21 protein-coding genes are annotated in these 21279 nt (G+C 35.6%); all 21 read right to left on the reverse strand.

What is annotated here, in order from left to right:
• Nucleotides 1-164: 164 nt before the first annotated feature.
• Nucleotides 165-1337 carry a phosphopentomutase gene (locus ACWTVK_RS03050; RefSeq protein ID WP_456045890.1) on the reverse strand — a complete coding sequence of 391 codons (1173 nt, stop codon included), beginning with the start codon at nucleotides 1335-1337 and terminating at the stop codon, nucleotides 165-167.
• Between the two features lie 21 nt (nucleotides 1338-1358).
• Entirely contained in the window at nucleotides 1359-1892 is a 534-nt protein-coding gene (locus ACWTVK_RS03055; RefSeq protein ID WP_195186035.1) for an NUDIX hydrolase, read from the reverse strand.
• Nucleotides 1893-2049: 157 nt separating this feature from the next.
• A complete protein-coding gene (locus ACWTVK_RS03060) occupies nucleotides 2050-3906 on the reverse strand; it encodes a hypothetical protein (RefSeq protein WP_456045891.1) in 1857 nt (618 codons plus the stop codon).
• Between the two features lie 582 nt (nucleotides 3907-4488).
• Nucleotides 4489-5391 carry a hypothetical protein gene (locus tag ACWTVK_RS03065; RefSeq protein ID WP_456045892.1) on the reverse strand — a complete coding sequence of 301 codons (903 nt, stop codon included), beginning with the start codon at nucleotides 5389-5391 and terminating at the stop codon, nucleotides 4489-4491.
• 1 nt (nucleotide 5392) lies between these two features.
• Complete coding sequence (locus ACWTVK_RS03070; protein WP_456045893.1) at nucleotides 5393-6193, reverse strand: hypothetical protein; 801 nt, start codon at nucleotides 6191-6193, stop codon at nucleotides 5393-5395.
• A complete protein-coding gene (locus tag ACWTVK_RS03075; protein ID WP_456045894.1) occupies nucleotides 6168-6341 on the reverse strand; it encodes a hypothetical protein in 174 nt (57 codons plus the stop codon). The genes ACWTVK_RS03070 and ACWTVK_RS03075 overlap by 26 nt, the downstream gene beginning before the upstream one ends.
• 18 nt (nucleotides 6342-6359) lie before the next feature.
• Entirely contained in the window at nucleotides 6360-6809 is a 450-nt protein-coding gene (dut, locus tag ACWTVK_RS03080) for a dUTP diphosphatase (RefSeq protein WP_054747232.1), read from the reverse strand.
• Between the two features lie 10 nt (nucleotides 6810-6819).
• On the reverse strand, nucleotides 6820-8889 hold the full coding sequence (locus ACWTVK_RS03085; RefSeq protein WP_316596118.1) for a polyribonucleotide nucleotidyltransferase: 2070 nt from the start codon (nucleotides 8887-8889) through the stop codon (nucleotides 6820-6822).
• A gap of 123 nt (nucleotides 8890-9012) precedes the next feature.
• Nucleotides 9013-9279, reverse strand: coding sequence for a 30S ribosomal protein S15 (gene rpsO / locus ACWTVK_RS03090; protein ID WP_005386879.1), 267 nt, complete (start codon nucleotides 9277-9279; stop codon nucleotides 9013-9015).
• A gap of 172 nt (nucleotides 9280-9451) precedes the next feature.
• Nucleotides 9452-10249, reverse strand: coding sequence for an ABC transporter ATP-binding protein (locus ACWTVK_RS03095; RefSeq protein WP_024066235.1), 798 nt, complete (start codon nucleotides 10247-10249; stop codon nucleotides 9452-9454).
• A 10-nt stretch (nucleotides 10250-10259) separates the two neighbouring features.
• Entirely contained in the window at nucleotides 10260-11132 is an 873-nt protein-coding gene (locus ACWTVK_RS03100) for an ABC transporter permease (protein ID WP_105094266.1), read from the reverse strand.
• Nucleotides 11133-11146: 14 nt separating this feature from the next.
• Nucleotides 11147-12124 carry an ABC transporter substrate-binding protein gene (locus tag ACWTVK_RS03105; RefSeq protein WP_287533620.1) on the reverse strand — a complete coding sequence of 326 codons (978 nt, stop codon included), beginning with the start codon at nucleotides 12122-12124 and terminating at the stop codon, nucleotides 11147-11149.
• 24 nt (nucleotides 12125-12148) lie between these two features.
• Nucleotides 12149-13126 carry an ABC transporter substrate-binding protein gene (locus ACWTVK_RS03110; RefSeq protein WP_119209000.1) on the reverse strand — a complete coding sequence of 326 codons (978 nt, stop codon included), beginning with the start codon at nucleotides 13124-13126 and terminating at the stop codon, nucleotides 12149-12151.
• Between the two features lie 131 nt (nucleotides 13127-13257).
• On the reverse strand, nucleotides 13258-13635 hold the full coding sequence (locus ACWTVK_RS03115) for a hypothetical protein (RefSeq protein ID WP_456045895.1): 378 nt from the start codon (nucleotides 13633-13635) through the stop codon (nucleotides 13258-13260).
• A gap of 50 nt (nucleotides 13636-13685) precedes the next feature.
• The gene (locus ACWTVK_RS03120) at nucleotides 13686-15077 is read right to left on the reverse strand and encodes an aminopeptidase (protein ID WP_456045896.1); all 1392 of its coding nucleotides are present in this window, start codon (nucleotides 15075-15077) and stop codon (nucleotides 13686-13688) included.
• Nucleotides 15078-15147: 70 nt separating this feature from the next.
• The gene (locus tag ACWTVK_RS03125) at nucleotides 15148-16131 is read right to left on the reverse strand and encodes an exonuclease domain-containing protein (protein WP_456045897.1); all 984 of its coding nucleotides are present in this window, start codon (nucleotides 16129-16131) and stop codon (nucleotides 15148-15150) included.
• Between the two features lie 6 nt (nucleotides 16132-16137).
• Entirely contained in the window at nucleotides 16138-17178 is a 1041-nt protein-coding gene (locus ACWTVK_RS03130; RefSeq protein ID WP_456045898.1) for a glycosyltransferase family 9 protein, read from the reverse strand.
• Nucleotides 17178-18197, reverse strand: a complete 1020-nt coding sequence (locus ACWTVK_RS03135) for a glycosyltransferase family 9 protein (RefSeq protein WP_456045899.1) — start codon at nucleotides 18195-18197, stop codon at nucleotides 17178-17180. The genes ACWTVK_RS03130 and ACWTVK_RS03135 overlap by 1 nt, the downstream gene beginning before the upstream one ends.
• Before the next feature lie 92 nt (nucleotides 18198-18289).
• The gene (locus ACWTVK_RS03140; RefSeq protein WP_060924701.1) at nucleotides 18290-18784 is read right to left on the reverse strand and encodes a D-glycero-alpha-D-manno-heptose-1,7-bisphosphate 7-phosphatase; all 495 of its coding nucleotides are present in this window, start codon (nucleotides 18782-18784) and stop codon (nucleotides 18290-18292) included.
• A complete protein-coding gene (gene rfaD / locus ACWTVK_RS03145) occupies nucleotides 18784-19749 on the reverse strand; it encodes an ADP-glyceromanno-heptose 6-epimerase (protein ID WP_105085490.1) in 966 nt (321 codons plus the stop codon). Before rfaD ends, ACWTVK_RS03140 begins: the two co-directional genes overlap by 1 nt.
• On the reverse strand, nucleotides 19746-21224 hold the full coding sequence (rfaE1, locus tag ACWTVK_RS03150; RefSeq protein ID WP_456045900.1) for a D-glycero-beta-D-manno-heptose-7-phosphate kinase: 1479 nt from the start codon (nucleotides 21222-21224) through the stop codon (nucleotides 19746-19748). Before rfaE1 ends, rfaD begins: the two co-directional genes overlap by 4 nt.
• Nucleotides 21225-21279: the final 55 nt, after the last annotated feature.

Raw genomic sequence — 21279 nt, forward strand, 5'->3', positions numbered from 1 at the left:
TTCAACTATCTATTTTAAAGATACTACCAGTTAAAACTATTTATTTTTAACTGGTAGTATCTCATTTATAGCATATTATCTTTGTTATTTTGAAATTATATCAGTGTCATACATAGGTAGTAATATAGATTCTGAGCCTAAAAATTGTAAAGTATCTTAGAAAATTATTTACTAAGTTTCTCTAAGAATGATGTTCCAATGTCCCATTGTTTTAGGCCAAAGTTTTCTAATATGGTTTCTCCAATATCAGCAAAACTTTTTCTATCACCAAGGTCTATAGGTCCAACCATACGTGGACTATATCCAAGAATTGGTACTAATTCACGAGTATGATCTGTTCCCTTCCAAGTTGGGTCATTACCATGGTCAGCGGTGATGAGTAGTAAATCATCATCATTTAGTAATTCCAATAAACCGCCAAGCTGGTAATCAAAGTCCTCAATAGCCCGTTTGTATCCATCTACATTCCTGCGATGACCATATAAGCTATCAAATTCAACAAGATTAACCATCATTAAACCACGTTCAAAGGAGGAGCCAAGTAAGTATGGAACCATATTCATACCATGTGAATTAGTCTTTGTTGGATAGCTTTCATCCCATCCTACGTGAGCGTAAATATCCCCAATTTTACCAACTGCTACTGTTGGCACACCAGCATCTTGTAACTCTTGTTGTACCATCTTTTTCTCTGGCATACGACTATAATCATGACGATTTGAGGTACGTACAAAACTGCCAAGCTCACCTACGAATGGACGTGCGATGATACGGCCCACATAATAATCGCCAACGCAAACCTTATCACGGGTAATTTGACAAATACGGTATAATTCATCGATAGGAATCACATCTTCATGAGCGGCAATTTGGAATACAGAATCTGCAGAGGTATATACAATAGGCTTACCTGTTTTGATATGCTCTGCCCCAAGACGTTCAATAATCTCTGTACCAGATGCTACTTCATTGCCAAGATAACCATAGCCAGTTTCCTTTGTGAAAGTCTCCATTAATTCTTTAGGAAAACCTTCGTAAAAGGTTGGGAATGGAACAGTAACGGGATGCCCCATCATCTCCCAATGACCACTAGTCGTATCTTTACCAGTACTGAGCTCAGCCATGCAGCCAAAGGCACCTTTAATGCTTTCACCAGTATCAGAAATATCAGCAATGCGACCTAAGCCAAGAGATTTTAAATTAGGACAATGAATCTGGCCTGCCACCGATTCAATATGGCCTAAAGTATTAGAACCTTCATCACCAAATTTTGCAGCATCAGCAGCGTGACCGATACCAACAGAATCCATAACTAATAGGATAATTCGTTTAAACATATATCCTCCTATTACGTAATACTATTTAAGGTACGGCATGGCAAGCATAAGGGCTGCTAAGGATTTACTATCCTTAATTTGTTCATTCTTAATAGCCTCTAGTAGTTCAGGTAATGTAAAGTACTCAAGTTCTACATACTCATCTGGATCCCAATTAGTTTCACCCATAGTGAGATCTTTTGCTAAATATAAATGTAGCACTTCATTACAGAAACCAGGACTTGTTGCAATAGTACCTAATGGAATCCACTCGTTAGCACGATATCCTGTCTCCTCTGCTAACTCACGTTTAGCACAAGTTAGAGGCTCCTCATTAGGATCCAATTTACCTGCTGGGATTTCAAGCAAAGGCTGTTGCAGAGCATAACGGAATTGGCGCTCCATTACGATTTTATTATCTTCCGTAACAACTACAATCGCTGTAGCGCCAGGATGATGAACTACCTCTCGCCACGCTTCATTACCATTAACATCAGCTATATCATAAGTAACTTTAATTAATTTACCATCAAACTTCATTTCGCTAGATTTTTGTATCTCTTTGCTAATTGCCATAATATCCTCCTTGTTATTTATATCTATTATCATAACACAAGATAAAGTAAACAAGTTAGCAAATAAATACATAAATGATAAATATAATAAGGTGACAATTTACCTTACAATAAATTGTCACCTATAATAAAGTTTAAAACTATTATATGAACTAATTCTATAATGATTTTTTTAACTGTTCTAGTTTATCAATTGTAAAACCTAATAGACTTTTTGCCGTTTTTTTAGTTACTTTCACTAACTCCTCTTTATAGTATTCATTAGTAAATTGTTCATTTTCATCATTATGACTTTTAACATCATGATTTTCTATAGTTTTCTTCTTATTATTAATAATATCAATTGCTTTAGCATTTCCAAGTTCTGCAGCTTTTTCTAACCAAAAGTTTGCATTTCTCTCTCTATCATCAATTGACCAGTGAATCCCCATATGCACAATATCGTAATCTATATTTTCACTTGATCCATTTTCTAAATTAGATGTAATCTTAGATAATTCATCTATTATATTACGTAATTCAGTTTCTTCGCCTTCACTATCTAAATCATTTTCATCTAGGAAGTCTGAGTCAAACGAATACCTTCGTTTGACAGAAAACTTTTTAAATTCATTTATAGCTTCATAAATATTAATACACACATTTGAGTTTCTGATGTCAAAAACTAATTCATTATTATGACAACAAAAATCAGATTTTTTATCAAAAAGATTTTCCTCAACTAATAAATTATATAATTTAGGCTCAGTGTAATAAGCAATTTCTAAGATTTTATAATAGTTTAAATCTGACAACCTACCACTTAATAAGCTTAGTGCTATTAATCTTTTTTCATCGTCAGTTAAATCAGCATAAGCTTCATCATCAGATATTATCCATGATAACCACTCTAAGCATTCCTTGGAAGGTTCATAAATTTCTTCATCACATAATTCATATAAAAAATTGGACACATTTGCTCGTTGAAAACCAGAATCTAATAATTCATTAATTAATATTTTACGTTCTTCTTCATCTACAACATATGAAATAATATATTTATCAAATAAGTCACCTTTTAGCATTCCTAATACATTATCACCATAAGCTCCAGGAATTTTAAATTTATTCATATATTGATTAGCTTTGCTTCCAATAAAGTTAATATCTAGAAATTCAGAAATCTCTCTGATACTAATATTATCAGACTCATCTAGGTTATATGATTTATAATTTAATAAAACTTCTGGTTTAAATGGCCACAAATCATAAATCAGATCAGGAAGAACAACTTTGATTTGCTCTGTAGGCAATATACCATCTAAAATATTTTTATATATATGTTCAGACTCTAAAATAGATCTGCCATTATTATAATCAAATTTAAGAATTGACTCCCACAAAATTGTTCCAATATAATTTATAATTTCATTTAATTTTAAAACCAATGATTCTAAAATTCTATTATCATTATATAGTTTTTCAGCCTCATTGCGCATATTATTTTTACTAATAGTATTCCCTATACTATTAAATAAACTATGAGCAATGCCAGTAGCTGCATTAACTGCTCCAGCAGTCAATATGCCTTGAGTAGCACCAGATATACCAAAACCACCACCAACAATTCTACCACGTGCCTCCTTACGAAATTCACGTCTTTCAGCATCAGATAAACATTCCTCTTCTAAAGTTAAATATAAATTTTCAAAATTACTCATAATATTTGACCAATCTTGAATAAAGTTAATATTACGCTTATCATATGACACAAATGTATCTCTATTAATACTATATACATTATATCTAATAGCAATCATTATAGCTTTATCAACGGCTACTGAAATAAAGTTATATCCTAACTGCCTTGTATTTTCAAATGCATTTTTTAAATTTCCAAATTGATGATATTTCTCCTTAAACTCACCCTCAATTTGAAGTGATAATTCATAGAATTCTCTTCGTATGTCAATAATATCAATAATATCGTCATTAAATGAAATCGTTTCATTACATAATTCAAAAGTTTTTCCCATTTAAATCCCCTTTTTCAATAATAAATAAACACCAATCCAAACCAATTTATGAATTAAAGATGAATTAATTTTATCATTCTATTTCAAAATGTCAACTAAGCAAACAATTTTACTTTTAAATAATATTTAAAAATAGTTATCTACATACTCTCAAAAGAAGTTATAAGTATTGAATCGTATCTTCTAAAATATCTAAATCATAGTATTAATATTTGTATCATATTTCTTATATAAAGACTTAAGATAAAAGTACCTAATGAAACTATATAATTCCGTTAAATAAAAGCTAACAACACAAATACATAATATAACAAAGAAAAAACGCTATCCTCCAAAGTATCATCAAAAATAATTGGATAATAGCGTGATTAAAACTCATTTTGAATATAAAATTAGAATCATTATATTAAGAAAGTTACACTACTTATAGGTACTTAATTATTATTTTAAGGATTATATTAATTACTATAATACTAAACGAATTAAATTTAAATTAAAAGAAAGTTTTTTTAACATAATAATTTATGATCTTTGAAATTTCATATAAACAGTACAACAATATAAGTCAAAACGATTAATATATCATGTATTTAATAATTTATAAATTTGATTAGAAATATCTAATTGTAAAGATAACTCTAACCATAACCATTGTCCATTTGGATTTAGTTCTAAAAAAATCCAAGAACCCTGCTTATTAACAATAAAATCAAAAGCACCGAATTTTAAACTATAATGTTTTAACATATTATGACAGAAACTTTTAATATTATCAGGGCAGTCAATAATTTCATATTCATGATTTATATAGTCTCGTCTCCAATCTAATTTATTTTTACACTGAATTTTGACACTATATATTTCATCATTAATACAGATTATTCTAACTTCAAATAATTTTTCAATATATTCTTGTAAATAAATAGGTGTTAGAGAAATATCAACATCACATTTACGTAAGTAATTTGTATGAAATACCTCGATAGAATTATCGTTTGTAATTTTAGCTTTAGATAAGGGTTTAATAATACTTTTAAACTTACAAAACTTTTTATATTCAGATAACGAATTTCCAATATATGATTTTGGTGTTTTTATATCATAGTGACTTGCATAAATTAATTGATTAACTTTATTCTCACTAATCTCTAAAATACTAGGCTTTGTTAAAACAGTCCTAGGAAAAGTTTCAATTAATCCTTTAATTAGGGTTAATATATCTTTTTTTATTAATGAATGATAAATAGGCTTATAGTTTTCTAAATTAGGAAATACTGGCTTTCTATAATAAATAGATTTAATTTCATTATTATGTAGCTTATTATTATTTTCGTCAATAATAGTCCATCCTGCTCCATCAATGTTAATAATATAGTTGCTTATCTTATCAATATTTAATCGAAAAAAATTCGTTTCGTTAAAGTACTTATTAATTATATGAGTACTCGTTTGATCATAAGAACTTGTAATTATCAATATATACATACTATGAGACCTTTTTAGATATCAATAGAAAGATAAAAAATAAAATAACTAAAGTTATAATAAGCCATTTAATACCATATTCTAAAAAACTAGCAAAATAATCAGCTTTTCTTTTAACTTGCTGCCAGTCATAATAAACATGCCAAAAAAGCTCAAACTCTTTATTAGTAGAACTTTTTAAATCTGAAAATTTCATTGTTCCAAAGCTTCTAGTTTTTGTAGCTTGATAGAATATAAACAATAGGTTAGTAAAGCTATAAATAAAAGCTACTAGAATTACAGTTAGAAATGAGATTTGTTCAAAGGCATCAAAAAATATTAAAAAAAAGTCAAGTTTAGTTATAGCTAGGGTTATAAATCCTATTGATAATGTTATTAAAAAATTAATTTTTTGGTAACTAATAGATTGTCGACCTAAATTAATCTTATATTTACTAAGAAGAGCTTCTTTTTCTATGTTAAATTCGGCTTTTGATAATGTATTATAATGTCTTAATAAATTTTCTCTTAAATTTGCTTCTAACTCAGAATTTATCTGATAACTATAATGTTTCTCTAATGAGAAAATATTAAAACAATTTTTTTTAGTAAATTTAACTTCAATTCGATATATACCTAATGTAATATTAATAAAAGTTAAATACTTTTTTGATGTTACATCTCCAAACCAAAAAAAATCATTATTAGTATATGCTAGAAAAGGAATTTTTCCCCATACAATTAAGAGTATTTTTAATACATATTTACTAATTTTAACTAACCTACACTTAAATAACCTACATTTCATATACATTAAATTCATCAGGATCTGAATCTTCTAAAGCTTCAGTAATCATTGTGGGTCCCATTTTAATAATCTCAACACCATATTTATTATAAATCGAATTTAATTCTAATACAGCACAGTTATCATTGCATAAGGATAACAAATGCAACTCTTTTCTTTTCATAAATTATCTCCCCATAGTTTACATAGTCCCAGTGCTACCAATACCACCTGTGCGAATGCCTGTAGCATCGTCATCGTTGGTGATAAGGTATTTAGAGAAAATACCTTGGGCCACGCGTTCGCCTTTTTCAAGAGAAACGGTTTCTTTACCGTAATTGAGTAACGCGATCATAATATGACCTTCGTTTTCCTCATTATTATAGTAATCACTGTCGATGATACCTGTGCTATTCACAAGTGCTAGATGTCGTTTAATGGCCATGCTAGAACGAATGTGAATGGCAAGGTATTCATCGTATGCCATGAAAGCTTTGATACCTGTAGGCACTAATACTACTTGACCTGGTTCTAATGTAACAGCTTCAGCGCATTCAATATCATAGCCTGCGCTTTCTGTTGTTTTGCGTGTCGGTAAATTGATATCTTGTTCTTCAAAAGCAGAAACTACTTCAAAGCCACGAATATCCATGTAACACCTCTTATTTTAAACAATCTTTACGGGACAAGTTGATACGGCCTTGTTTATCGATTTCGATAACTTTTACCATAATCTCATCCCCTACATTTACTACGTCTTCTACATTTTCAACGCGTTCTTTCGCAAGTTTGGAAATGTGTACAAGACCTTCTTTACCTGGTAATACTTCTACAAAAGCACCAAATGCCATCAAACGAGTTACTTTACCAAGGTATACTTCACCTACTTCAACCTCTTTAGTAAGATTTTCAATGATTTGTTGTGCTTTAGCAGCACCATCTTGATCTACAGAAGCGATGAATACTGTGCCATCATCTTCAATGTCGATTTTTGCACCTGTTTCGTCAATGATACCACGAATTACTTTACCGCCAGAACCAATTACATCACGAATCTTATCTGGATCAATTTTCATTGTAATAATACGTGGAGCGTATTGAGACATTTGTTGACGTGGTTCAGCAATTGTATCAAGCATGATACCCATGATATGCATACGGCCTTTATGAGCTTGTTCTAATGCTTCATGAAGGATTTCACGGGATAAGCCGGAAATTTTGATATCCATTTGAATTGCTGTTACACCTTTTGCTGTACCAGCCACTTTAAAGTCCATGTCGCCAAGAGCATCTTCCATACCTTGGATATCAGTTAAGATTGTATAGTGTTCACCTTGCGTTACGAGACCCATAGCGATACCAGCTACAGGAGCTTTAATAGGTACACCAGCATCCATCAAGGATAATGTGGAACCACATACGGATGCCATGGAGCTAGAACCGTTAGATTCCAACACTTCAGATACTAAGCGCAATGCATATGGGAATTCTTCTTCGCTAGGGATTACAGGTACCAATGCACGTTCAGCCAACGCACCATGACCAATTTCACGACGACCAGGACCGCGAGAGGAACGAGTTTCACCTACGGAGAAGGATGGGAAATTATAGTGGTGAATATAACGTTTTTCTGTTTCTAAACCAATGCCATCAATTGTTTGAGTTTCAGATAATGGTGCTACAGTAGCAACGTTCAATACTTGTGTTTGACCACGTGTAAATAAGCCAGAACCATGTGTACGAGGTAATACACCTGTACGGCAAGAGATAGGACGTACTTCATCAAGCTTACGACCGTCTGGACGGATTTTTTCAACAGTAATCATATGACGAACGATTTCTTTTGTCATAGCATCAAATGCTTTATTTACATCAGCTAAGTTATCTGGATAGATTTCTTCAAAGTGAGCTAATACATCTGCACGCACTTCACTTTCTTGCGCATCACGTTGTTGTTTATCAGCACAACGTACTGCTGCATCAAGTTTATCATGACCATACGCACGAACTGCATCAGCGATTTCAGCTGGCACGTCTTTACTTTCAAATACGCGTTTTTCCTTGCCCACTTTAGCTTTCATATCTTCTTGGAAAGCTACGATTTTTTTGATTTCTTCATGAGCTGCCATGATGACTTCAAGAATAGTTTCTTCTGGAACCTCTTGAGCACCACCTTCAACCATGAGGATAGCATCTTTTGTACCAGCTACAACAATGTTAAGATCTGTTGCTTCTAATTGTTCTTTTGTTGGGTTTACAACAAATTCACCGTTGATACGCCCCATGCGAACGCCTGCAATAGGACCATTCCAAGGAATATCAGAAATAGATAATGCAGCAGAAGCGCCAATCATACCACAGATTGCAGGATCACAATCTTGGTCAACGGACATAACAGTTGCCACTACGTGTACTTCATTACGTACTCCTTTATCAAATAATGGACGAATAGGACGGTCAATCAAACGGCTATTCAAAATCGCAGATTCAGGTGGACGCGCTTCACGTTTAATGAAGCCACCTGGTAAACGACCAACAGCGTACATTTTTTCTTCATAGTCTACTGTAAGTGGGAAGAAATCGATATCCTTCGCCTCTTTAGAACCTGTAGCGGTAACGAGTACACGTGTATCACCGTAACCAACCATTACAGCACCGCCAGCTTGTTTTGCAAGTTCCCCAGTCTCGATCGTAAGCGTACGACCAGCTAGGTCCATTTGGAATTGTTCCATTCCTATTCCTCCTAAAAATCTTCTTATATGTATACCTTCTTATTATATATCATCAGAAAAAAATAAGCGAATTATTATAGCAAATAGCACAAAAAAAGCCGTCCAATAGGACGGCTAATTTTATTATTTACGAAGACCAAGACGTTCGATAAGGGAACGGTAACGTTCGATATCTTTACGACGAAGGTAGTCAAGCATGTTACGGCGTTGACCAACTAATTTCAACAAACCACGACGGGAATGATGGTCTTTTTTGTGTTCTTTCAAGTGATCTGTTAAGTATTGGATGCGGCTTGTTAAAATCGCAACTTGTACTTCTGGAGAACCAGTGTCACCTTCATGAGTAGCGTATTCTTTAATTACTGCTAATTTAGCTTCTGTAGTTAACATTAATGTTACCTCCTAAAAAAATAAATAATCTCGATAAGCTTAAGTAACCGTTGGAGATTCGAATACTTCGCTTACGATATGTCTTACGACCTTATTTAGTATACAGTATCTACCTTATCTTGTAAAGAATAAATACAGTAAATAAACAAAAGAGGGCTTATGCCCTCTTCTATTATTTTGCACCAAGCACCATACGGTCGCTCAACGCATTTTCCCCAGCTACTTCAAATTTTTGTAATAAATCAGCAACTGTTAATTTTTTCTTTTCTTCCCCTTTTACATCATAGATAATGCGGCCAGCATCCATCATGATAAGGCGATTACCAAAGCGCAATGCATCACGCATGTTGTGGGTAATCATAAGAGTCGTTAAGTTATGTTCAGCAACTAGTTTATCAGTCAATTGCAAAACATTTTCTGCCGTCTTAGGGTCAAGAGCCGCTGTATGTTCGTCAAGTAATAAAAGTTCAGGACGAAGCATAGTAGCCATCAACAATGTAATGGATTGGCGTTGACCACCAGATAACAAGCCCATACGAGCAGATAAGCGGTCTTCAAGGCCTAAACCTAATAGTGCAAGGCGTTCTTTGAAGAATGCTTGTTCGCTATCTTTGAAAGCCCATTTTAAACCTAAGTTTTTACCACGGCGCATAGCAAGGATCAAATTTTCCTCAATTTGCATGTTACCTGCCGTACCAACCATAGGGTCTTGGAATACACGGCCAATGTATTTAGCACGTTTGTATTCCGGCATTTTAGTGACATCAATATCATTGATTGTAATAGAACCTTCATCTACCGGGAATACACCAGCGATGGAGTTTAGCAACGTACTTTTACCAGCACCATTACCACCGATTACAGTACAGAAATCGCCTTCTTCTAAACGAAGATCAATACCTTGAAGAGCAGTTTTTTCATTGATTGTACCCTTAAAGAAGGTTTTTACCATATTTTTTACTTCTAACATAGTGTCCTCCTTAGCGAGCCAACCATTTTGCTTTCAATGTAGGCAAGGAAAGCGCGATGGCAACAAGAATAGCAGTAAATAATTTCAAGTCGTTTGGTGGCATACCCATGTAGAGTACAGCGGCAATAACGATACGATATACGATAGAACCAAGTACTACAGCGATAAGGCTACGTACGAAGGATTTTGTACCAAATACTACCTCACCGATAATTACAGAAGCCAAACCAATTACGATGGTACCAATACCCATACCTACGTCGGCAAAGCCTTGGAATTGACCTATTAAAGCTCCAGACATACCAACAAAACCATTGGAAATCAAAAGACCAAGAACGATCATATTGTCAGTGTTTACGCCTTGAGCACGAATCATTTGTGGGTTAACACCTGTTGCACGTAATGCTGTACCAATTTCAGTACCGAAGAACCAGAATAAAAATAAGCATACGACAACAGCTACAATCACACCTACGATAGCTGCAGACCACATATTTGGTGTGTGAAGTACGCTACCAATAATTGTATAAATTGTATCCATACGAAGCAAGGATACGTTAGCTTTCCCCATAATATGAAGATTAATGGAGTATAAAGCAATCATTGTTAAGATACCAGCGAGTAATGCAGGAATCTTTAATTTTGTATGAATCCAACCTGTTACGGCACCTGCGGCCATACCGCCAATGCCGGCAATCAAGATAGATAAGATTGGGTTCATACCACTAGTAATTAAAATTGCAGAAATGGCCGCCCCCATTGGAAACGTACCTTCTACAGTTAAGTCAGCTACATCTAATACACGGAAGGTGATAAATACACCAACCGCTAACAAAGACCATAAAAGGCCAGTTGTTATGGTGCCTACCACTAAATCTAACATCAAAATCTCCTCTATTATTTCATATCTTTACGAAGTGCTTCAGGAATTGTAATACCTAATTTTTTAGCACGTTCTTCATTCACAGTTAACTTAATATCTTTTTGTGTTTCAATGGCTAAATCAGAGATTTTAGCTTCACCAGAAAGTACTTTTGCCGCCATTAAACCAGTTTGATAGCCTAATTTATAGTAGTCAACAGAATATGTTGCTACACCACCAGTCATTGTCATACCTTCATCGGCAGCAAATACAGGAATTTTAGCTGCATCTGTAATTTGTGCTAAGTTAGCCATAGCAGATGCCAACACATTATCAGTTGGTGTATAAATGGCTTGTACATCTTGATTTACAAGATTTGTAGCCGCTTGTTGGATATCGTTTACATTAGATACAGTAGCTTCTACAACGGTAATACCTTTTGTGGCAGCATAAGCTTTCATTTTTTCAACTTGAAGTTGGGAGTTGATTTCAGAGGATGTGTAAATAGCACCAATACGTTTTACATTTGGTACTAACGCAATAATAAGATCAACCTCTTTTTCTACAGGTGTCATATCAGATGTACCAGAAACATTACCACCTGGATGTTCATTAGATTGAACAAGTTTTGCTGTTACGTAATCTGTAATAGCAGTACCCATGATTGGAATATCATGAGATGCATTTGCCATTGTTTGTGCTGCTGGCGTTGCAATGGCTAATACTAAATCTTTTTTATCAGATACAAAACGTTGAGCAATACTATTCAAATTAGATTGATCAGCTTGTGCATTTTGTTGGTCTAATTTGATGTTTTCCCCATCTTTATAACCTTTAGATGCAAGACCATCAACAAAACCTTTATTCGCAGCATCAAGAGATGGATGTTCTACCAATTGAATAACACCAATTTTCTTTTGCTCATTAGTTGCTGTATTTGAACCGCAACCTGCCACAATTGCCATAATAGAAATAGCACTAAGTGCTACTGCAATACCTTTTTTCCAGTTCATATGTAACTCCTTACCAATTGTTTATTAAATCATAGTTGCTTTGTTCATCAATTCTTCTGGTAATGTGATGCCCAATTTTTGTAATTTATCTTTACTTACAACTAATTTAAATTCTTTTTGCATTTCAATAGGCATATCTTCAACTTTAGCTTCACCAGTTAAAATTTTAGCTGCCATTAAACCTGTTTGGTATCCAAGTTTGTAGTAATCTACGGACAAGGACATAACAGCACCACCTTTTACGTGGTTGTCTTCACCGCCAAATACAGGAATTTTTGCTGGGTCGGTAATCGCTACGAGATTACTCATAGCAGAAGCTACTACATTATCTGTTGGCACATAAATTGCATCTACATGTTGAGAAACAAGATTTTGTGCTGCTTGTTGAATATCGTTTACATTAGAAACTGTAACCTCTTCAACCTTAACACCTTTTGTAGCTGCGTAAGCTTTCATTTTTTCAACTTGAATTTGAGAATTTACTTCACTAGAGCTATAAATAGTACCGATAGTTTTTGCGTTCGGCAATACTTGTAAAATTAAATCAACTTGTTGTTCTACTGGGTTCATATCAGATGTACCAGATACATTACCACCTGGTTTTTCATTAGATTTAACAAGTTTTGCTGCTTCGTAATCAGTAATAGCAGTACCCAAGATTGGAATATCATGAGTTGCATTCGCCATAGATTGAGCTGCAGGTGTTGCAATCGCTAAGATTAAGTTTTTACGATCAGATACAAAACGCTGTGCAATACTGTTCAAATTAGATTGATCAGCTTGTGCATTTTGTTGGTCAAAGGTAATTTTATCTGCCAAGCCTTTTTCTTTTAAAGCATCAACAAAACCTTTGTTTGCTGCATCAAGTGCAGGATGTTCAACCAGTTGTACTACGCCAACCTTATATTCACCATTAGATGTTGTTCCATTTGATCCACAGCCTGTGAATGCCATCAATGCTGCCGCCGTGAGCGCTAGGGCAATACCTTTTTTTAAATTCATGGGGATTTCCTTCCTATCTGCAATGACTATAATACATCTATTATAAACAAATTTCTTTACTACATCAATGTAGCAGATTAAAGTATTTTACATTTGTCCATTTATAGAACACATTAAGATATGAAATCCTCTTATTTTTCGAGAGATGCTAACATGTCTTCTGTTAAATCATTAGCTGCTAAAATATAGTCTTTAAGGGTCCCCTTATCAAGTGCTACCTTCATAACAGGTACTTCAAATGGATCGAGAATGACACACATTAAGATTTCACCCGTTACATAATAACCAACTACAGCTTCCCCTTCATCAGGATCTAAAGTTTCACGCTTTACCGTTACACAGTATGGTTTCATGACCTGTGCTGCAGCTTCTGCTACTTCTTCACGATTAGCAACATATTCTTCAGCCTTTGTTTCAGGAATATCAAAAATATCGACCTTTACAGTCTTAACCTCTGTTGCCTCTCCCTTCGCTGCCTCTATGGCTGCGCCTAATTCTGTTTGATTCATATATACCTCACATAGAATGGACTTTCACCATTGGTGAAAGCCCCATTAATTTAGATTGATTCATCAGCTGCATTTAAAAATGCCACATAGCATTGTTTTGCCTCGTAAATATCGGCTTTAGAAGTAACCTCCCAAGGAGCATGCATGCTAAGCACAGCCACGCCACAGTCGATAACATTCATACCATATAAGGCCATGATATACGCAATGGTACCACCACCGCCAAGGTCGACTTTACCAAGTTCAGCTGTTTGGTATGTTACATTGTTAGATTCCATAACACGACGAATGAAGCCCATGTACTCAGCATTGGCATCATTAGAGCCAGCTTTACCACGAGAGCCAGTAAATTTATTGAATACTACCCCCATACCAAGGTAAGAAGCATTTTTCTTTTCATACGCAGATGCATAAAGTGGATCGTAGCCAGCGCTAACATCAGAAGATAACATACGAGATTTTTCTAATGTACGACGAACACTAACAGAATTTGGTTTACCCATGAGTGTTAGAATTTCAGCTATTGCATTTTCAAAGAAGCGAGATTGCATACCTGTAGCACCTACAGAACCAATTTCCTCTTTATCGACGAGTAAGCAGCAAGTCGTACGTTTTACATTATCTACTTCAAGCATAGCCACTAAGGATGTGTATGCACATACGCGATCATCTTGACCATAGGCCATTACCATAGAGCGGTCAAATCCCATATCTCGAGCCTTACCTGCTGGTACAATTTCGAGCTCTGCAGATAATAAATCACGTTCTACAAAACCATATTCTTTTTCAAGAAGGTTATTAATGAATTTAGAAACTCCTTCTTTTTCCTCATCCTTTACAGGACGACTGCCTATGAGTAAATCAAGGGCTTCCCCTTCAATTACTTTAGCTGCATTCTTTTGCATTTGTTCTTGCCCTAAATGAGGCAACAAGTCTGTAATACAGAATACAGGATCACTTTCTTTATCGCCAATATTAATATTGATACGAGTTCCATCTGTTTTTACCACAACGCCATGAATGGCAAGTGGCATGGCTACCCAATGATATTTTTTAATACCACCGTAATAGTGCGTATCCCAGAATACAAGGTTACTATCTTCGTATTGAGGGTTTTGTTTTACATCAATGCGAGGAGAGTCGATATGAGCACCTAAGATATTCATACCTAATTCAATATCATCTGTACCAATATTAAATAAAGCAATGGATTTATCCATATGTGTGTAATAAATCTTGTCCCCTGCTTTGATTGGTGTATTGGATTTAATAATATCTTTTAAATTTACATATCCTTTTTCTTCTGCAAATTCTACGGCCTGCACTACGCATTCCCGTTCTGTTTTACCATTATCTAAAAATTGACGATATGTATCACTTAAGGCATATACCTTTTCCATAGTGGCATCGCCATAATTATGCCATGCATATTTGCGTTCCATAATCTATCCTTTCTAAATGCTCACAAGCTAATAATTAAGAAACTATAGATGTGAACAGGAATTAATAAAATTATTTTTGGCGGTCTTTTTCAAGTTCCGCCCGGCGAAATTCCAAATACTTTCGCTCTTTCTCTCGATTAATTTCGGACTTCTGAGTATATAGAGAACGAATTTCGTCCGTACAATGGGTTAATACCTTTGTAACGTAGAATTTAGTACTTCCGGACTTAATCGTATATTTTCCAACTTTAAGTTGCACTGCAAAATCGCCATGTTTCGGGCAAACCCCAATAGCGAGATGCTTGTCCCCTTGTAGTCGTTCTGGCCTAGTCATTTCTAAACGAGTCTGACAATAGGGACAGAAGGATAAACGTACACGTCTATCGTGAACGATACGCTTCTTCTCAGGGAAATTTTCATACATAAAAAATGTCAAAATCGGTGGATATAAGAAAGGATTACTACCTTCCTTGCGAATTTGGTCGTAATGCAAAATTCCTTGTGGAATATCTAGTTTCTGACATATATGAGCCGTAAATACGGCATCATGCAAAGCGTTGTGAGCAGACAAATGCTCCGTTGATATATTGAGATCCTCCATAGCATGTGCCACAGAATACTGCTGATTTGTACCATATCGCTGATAAGCATAAATCATCTGTGCATCTACCCATTGATCATAGGATAAGGCTTTCATCTTATGGAGCATAAGATTTTCTCTTAAAATAAGAATATCATCAGAACCCCAAGACAGTAACATATATTCATCACCACACCAGTTTTGAAAGTATTGCATAGCCGTCTTAAAGGGCACACCATGATTCAGTTCTCTAGAGGTTATTCCCGTCAGCTCTCGTACATGCTTATGCATCCGTGTCAGGTATTGTGGTTTGATGAACATTGTAAAATGATCTACAATGTCCATCTTTTCATTCAGTTTTACCGCTCCGATTTGAATGATTTCCCCTGTTAGTGGCATTTTTGTGCGCTTCATAAAACTAATGTCATTGCTATAGGGTTGATTCCACTCTAAATCAAATACTATATAATTCATAGGCTTTTATTTCGATTCTGAAAGCAACGTTTCCGCTGCTTTAATAACCTGTTCTTCAGAAATTACAGATAACCCTTTGTAATTTCCTTCTTTAATAATCTTTTTCATGCTTTTACCAACCTCATAGGAGTCCATCGTTTCCAGAACGATAGCATGAGCTTGGTACGGACCATAAAAGAATGGGTTTGATGGCCCATAGAGCGCCACAATTGGCACCTTTTGACTAATGGCCACATGCATAGGACCAGAGTCATTTGTAATCAATAGATTACAGCGACTCATAGCCGCCGCTAATGGTCCTAACTGGAATTTTCCAGTAGCCACAATCGGTTTCGTTTCCATTTGTTCTACTACAGGTTGCACCATTTCAAGATCCATAGGGCCCCCAAAGAATACCGTCTTATACCCTAAACGTCCGAAATGATCGGCTACATGGGCAAATCGTTCAGCAGGCCACCGTTTCTCAGGAACAGCACTACCAATATTAAAACCGATGAGCGTATCACTATCTGTTAATCCATGACTAGCATAGAAATCTTGAGCCTCACGGCGCCATGCTTCACAAGTTTCAATGTGTAAGCCAGAGTTAGAAGTATCGGTTACACCTAATTGCTCTAGTACATTGATGTACATATCTGCAGCGTGACGAGTTTTACGGTCTAGACGGGTATACTTTGTCATAAATGGTCTAAACAAAAAATGACTCATACCAGTTGTAATGGGCGCATGAATCTTCCAGGCTAAATAGGAAGTACGTTCATTAGGATGTAAATTGATAACGATATCAGGTCTACCCTTTTCATTAATCTCACGAGCAATCTCATTGAGCCCAGAAATACTATTATGACGCCCCTTTTTATCTACAACGATAAGTTCATCAATATTTGGATTATATTGCATCACTTGTTGCAGTTTTTCATCTATTACATACGTAATATGGCTATGTGGAGCAGCTTTACGTAGCACCTCTAGGAATGGAGTCGTTAAAATAACATCACCTAAGTGCATAAGAAAGGTGACCACAATGCGCTTATAATCTAGTTCCATTATAGTTCCTTTCCAAGTACTTGTTCATACACAGACCATACTGCATCTACAGGGATTTGAGCCATACAATCCGGATCATCTACCAGAGGTTGCTCAGGTGTAGCCTTTGATGTAGGTGAAATAATGAGATGTACATGACTACCACCATATGGACCCGTCCGCTTAGGAGACGTAGTACCAAACATGGCAATCAATGGTCGCTTCAGAGCATTAGCAATATGCAAGGGACCCGTATCAGCACTGATGAAAATTTCACAGTGTCGAATCAACTCAATTAGCTCTGGCATGGATGTAGATCCCACTAGGTTGATGAGATTTTTATTTTTTACATAGTTTTCTATGAAAGCTCCTTTATCTGCATCATCTGGAGCACCGGCAATAACGACCTTTTTACCAGATTCACATAACCGAATGCAAAGTTCCCCAAAATTAAGAAGAGGCCACTCCTTAACAATCCAACGAGCCCCTGGTACAACTACTACATACTCATCTTCTACACCATGAGATTGTAACTTATGCTTAACGGACTTCTCCGCCTCCACATAAGCAGGCATAGGAAACTCTACGCCTTCTACATCGCCTCCAAGAGCACGTACGGTATCGAGGTATCGTTCGATAACATGATCGTATTTATGTTCACCAACAAGTGCTTTATTAACTAAATTACTGCCTTCACGAAGCTCCCAGTAGCCATATTTTTCAGGCGCACCAGATAATAATGATACAATGGCGCTCTTTGCAATACATTGAAGGTCTAAGGTCATATCAAAGTGACGACTATGTAAATCTTTACGTAATTGCCATAAATAGGCAGGCTTTTTAAGTTGTTTTTTGTCGATAATAATCACATCATCTACCCATGGTTTACCAGGTAGGAGACTCTCAAATTGTTCATGAATAGCCCATGTAATATGCGCATTAGGCCAATTTTTACGCACTGCATACAAGGTAGGCAATGCATGAATCACATCACCTAAAGAACTCATCTTAATGATGAGTATATTCTTGTAATCTTTCATATAGCCTCCCAAAATACAACACCACAACTAAAAAGCCTCATAACACCGTTGAATCTGATTTACTCTTGAGTAAACGTAAAATAAATAATGGACTAAATAATAGTCTTAATAAAATCTAACAAATTTGTACCTGTAAATAGATAGCCTTTTACACCAGCCGCTTCTGCTGCATCAACATCGCGCTGACTATCGCCAATAAGGAAACTACTTTTAGGGTCTACATCATAATCCTTAATAGCTTGATTAATCATGCCAGGCTTTGGCTTTCTACATTCACAATCGACAGCATAAAGTTGCACAGATCCTTCTTTATGGTGAGGGCAATAATAAAAATGTAAAATTGGTGCCCCACTGCGATCTAGTTCATGAGCCATGTGATCATGTAAAATCTGAACATCAGATTCCTTATAATAACCTCTAGCTACACCACTTTGATTTGTCACTACAATGAGATCATAGCCCTTGCTATACGCATAAGCTAGTGCTTCTTTAGCTCCATCCACCCATTCTAAATCGCTGATTTTATATAAATAGCTAACGTCTTTATTTATAACACCATCGCGATCTAAAAATAATACCTTGCGCATTAACGTAAATACCCTTCGTTATTATCGAGTAGTTCACAATATTCTTTAACAGCATCTTCCATTTTATGGAACCCTTTATCATAACCAGCAGCCAATAATTTAGTAGTATCAGCCTCTGTAAAGCTTTGATATTTGCCTTTTAATACCTCTGGGAACGGAATGTATTCAATTTTGCCTTTGCCATTATAGTCGATAACAGCTTGCATAAATTGGTTAAAGCTATGAGCATTACCTGTACCACAGTTAAAAGTACCAGAAATTTCAGGGTGTTCCCAGAAATAGAAGTTTACATTAACTACGTCTTTAACATAGATAAAGTCACGTGTTTGACCACCATCTTCGTAGCCATCTGTACCTTCAAATAAATTGATAATACCAGTTTCTTTATTTTTGTAGAACATTTGGCGAACTAAGGAAGCCATTTTATCTTTATGAGCTTCATTAGGACCATATACATTAAAGTAACGTAAGCCTACAACTTGCGCTGTATACTCACCTTCATATTTACGCACATAACGGTCGAATAACAATTTAGAGTACGCATATGGATTGAGGGCTTCTTCGGCTTCTGGTTTTTCTACGAAACCATTAGTACCATTGCCATAAGTAGATGCAGAAGATGCATAGATGAATGGAATACGACGGTCTTGGCAATAGTGGAATAGATTTTTAGAACCTTCATAGTTGTTCTTCATCATATATTTGCCGTTATATTCCATTGTGTCCGCACAAGCACCTTCATGGAACACTACTTCAATAGGACCTACATCAAATGTACCGTCAGCAATAGCACAATCAAAATCTTCACAATCGATATAATCTAAGAATTCTAGATTTTGAATATTTCGGATTTTACGACCATCTGTAAGGTCATCAACAATAAGAATATCTGTACGACCGCGGTCATTTAACGCTTTCACAATATTACTGCCAATAAAACCAGCACCGCCTGTTACGATAATCATAATTTACCCTCCTTAGCCATAGTAGCTATTTTCCCTACAATATCTGATGTAGAATAACCTTCTTTAAATGAAAGCACCTCTACATGATCTACGGACTCACGCCCAATAATGTCTTCTATCTTATAATCGCCGCCCTTAACAAGCGTATTAGGACGTAAATAAGCTAGTATTTCAGCTGGTGTATCCTCTTCGAATAACACCACACCATCGATACAACGCAATGCGCTTAATAATGCTGCTCTATCCTCTTCACGTACGATGGGACGCGTTTCCCCTTTTAGGCGTCTAACCGAAGCATCGGAATTTAATCCAATAATTAAATGATCACCTAACTGAGCCGCCTCTTGTAAATACGTAATATGTCCGCGATGAAGAATATCAAAACAACCATTAGTAAACACAACTGTTTCACCTTTGTTTTGCCATTGTGCAATAAGTTGCTTCATCTCTTCATTTGTGTATAAAGGTTTAGATTGAACACTATGCTTATAAGAATGCCATAAATCCAATAGTTCAGATCGGTGGATTGGATATGTGCCCACCTTAGATACGACAATGCCAGCAGCACCATTTGCGATATGTAATGCCAAACGCATAGATAGACCGCTAGCAAGGCATGTCATCATCATAGATACAACCGTATCGCCTGCACCACTTACATCGAATACCTCTTGTTGTGTAGCCGGATTATGCCATGTGCGTCCATCCTTTGCAATAACAGTAATCCCTTTTGCTGACCGTGTAGCTACAATATATTCTAAATCAACATTAGCCAGTACTGACTTAGCTGCCTCTACGATGGTGGCATCATCATTAGCTAACTTATGACCTACACATTCACCTAGTTCTTTTACATTCGGTGTAATGCAGGTTGCACCATTATATTTAGACCAGTCTGAACCTTTAGGATCAACAATGGTTTGTACGTCATACTCCTTAGCTAAACTAAAGATTTTTTTAAGCAATGTTGGGGTACAAACGCCTTTGCCATAGTCAGATACAACAATACCATCGATACCAGCCTTACATAGATTTTCTAGCCAAGCAGACAGTCTTTCCTCTTCCTCACTTGTTAAATCTGTAATCGTTTCAAAATCAAGGCGCATCATCTGTTGGCGATCGCCTAGAATACGCATTTTAGTAATGGTAGAACGATCATCACTCGTTAATAAACCTGTTGTATCAATCTTATCAGCCTTTAGCAATTGTTGTAATAAACGACCATGGTCATCATTACCAGCAATAGCACCAAGATATACTGTGCAATCTAAATTTGATAAGTTTGACGCAACATTACCGGCGCCACCAAGCACTTCTTTCATCTTTGCCACGCGGTTTACAGGAACCGGTGCTTCCGGAGAAATACGACTTACATCACCAAAAACATAACGATCTACCATCACATCACCTATAACGGCAATCTTTAGATTGGGTAGTTGTTTTGTCAAAAATTGATTAATGGTAGCATTTATCATAATCCACCTATTCCTTACCACAATATACATGTATAACGAGTTATCTAAAAAACAG

The organism is Veillonella sp. Ser01, assembly GCF_053850375.1.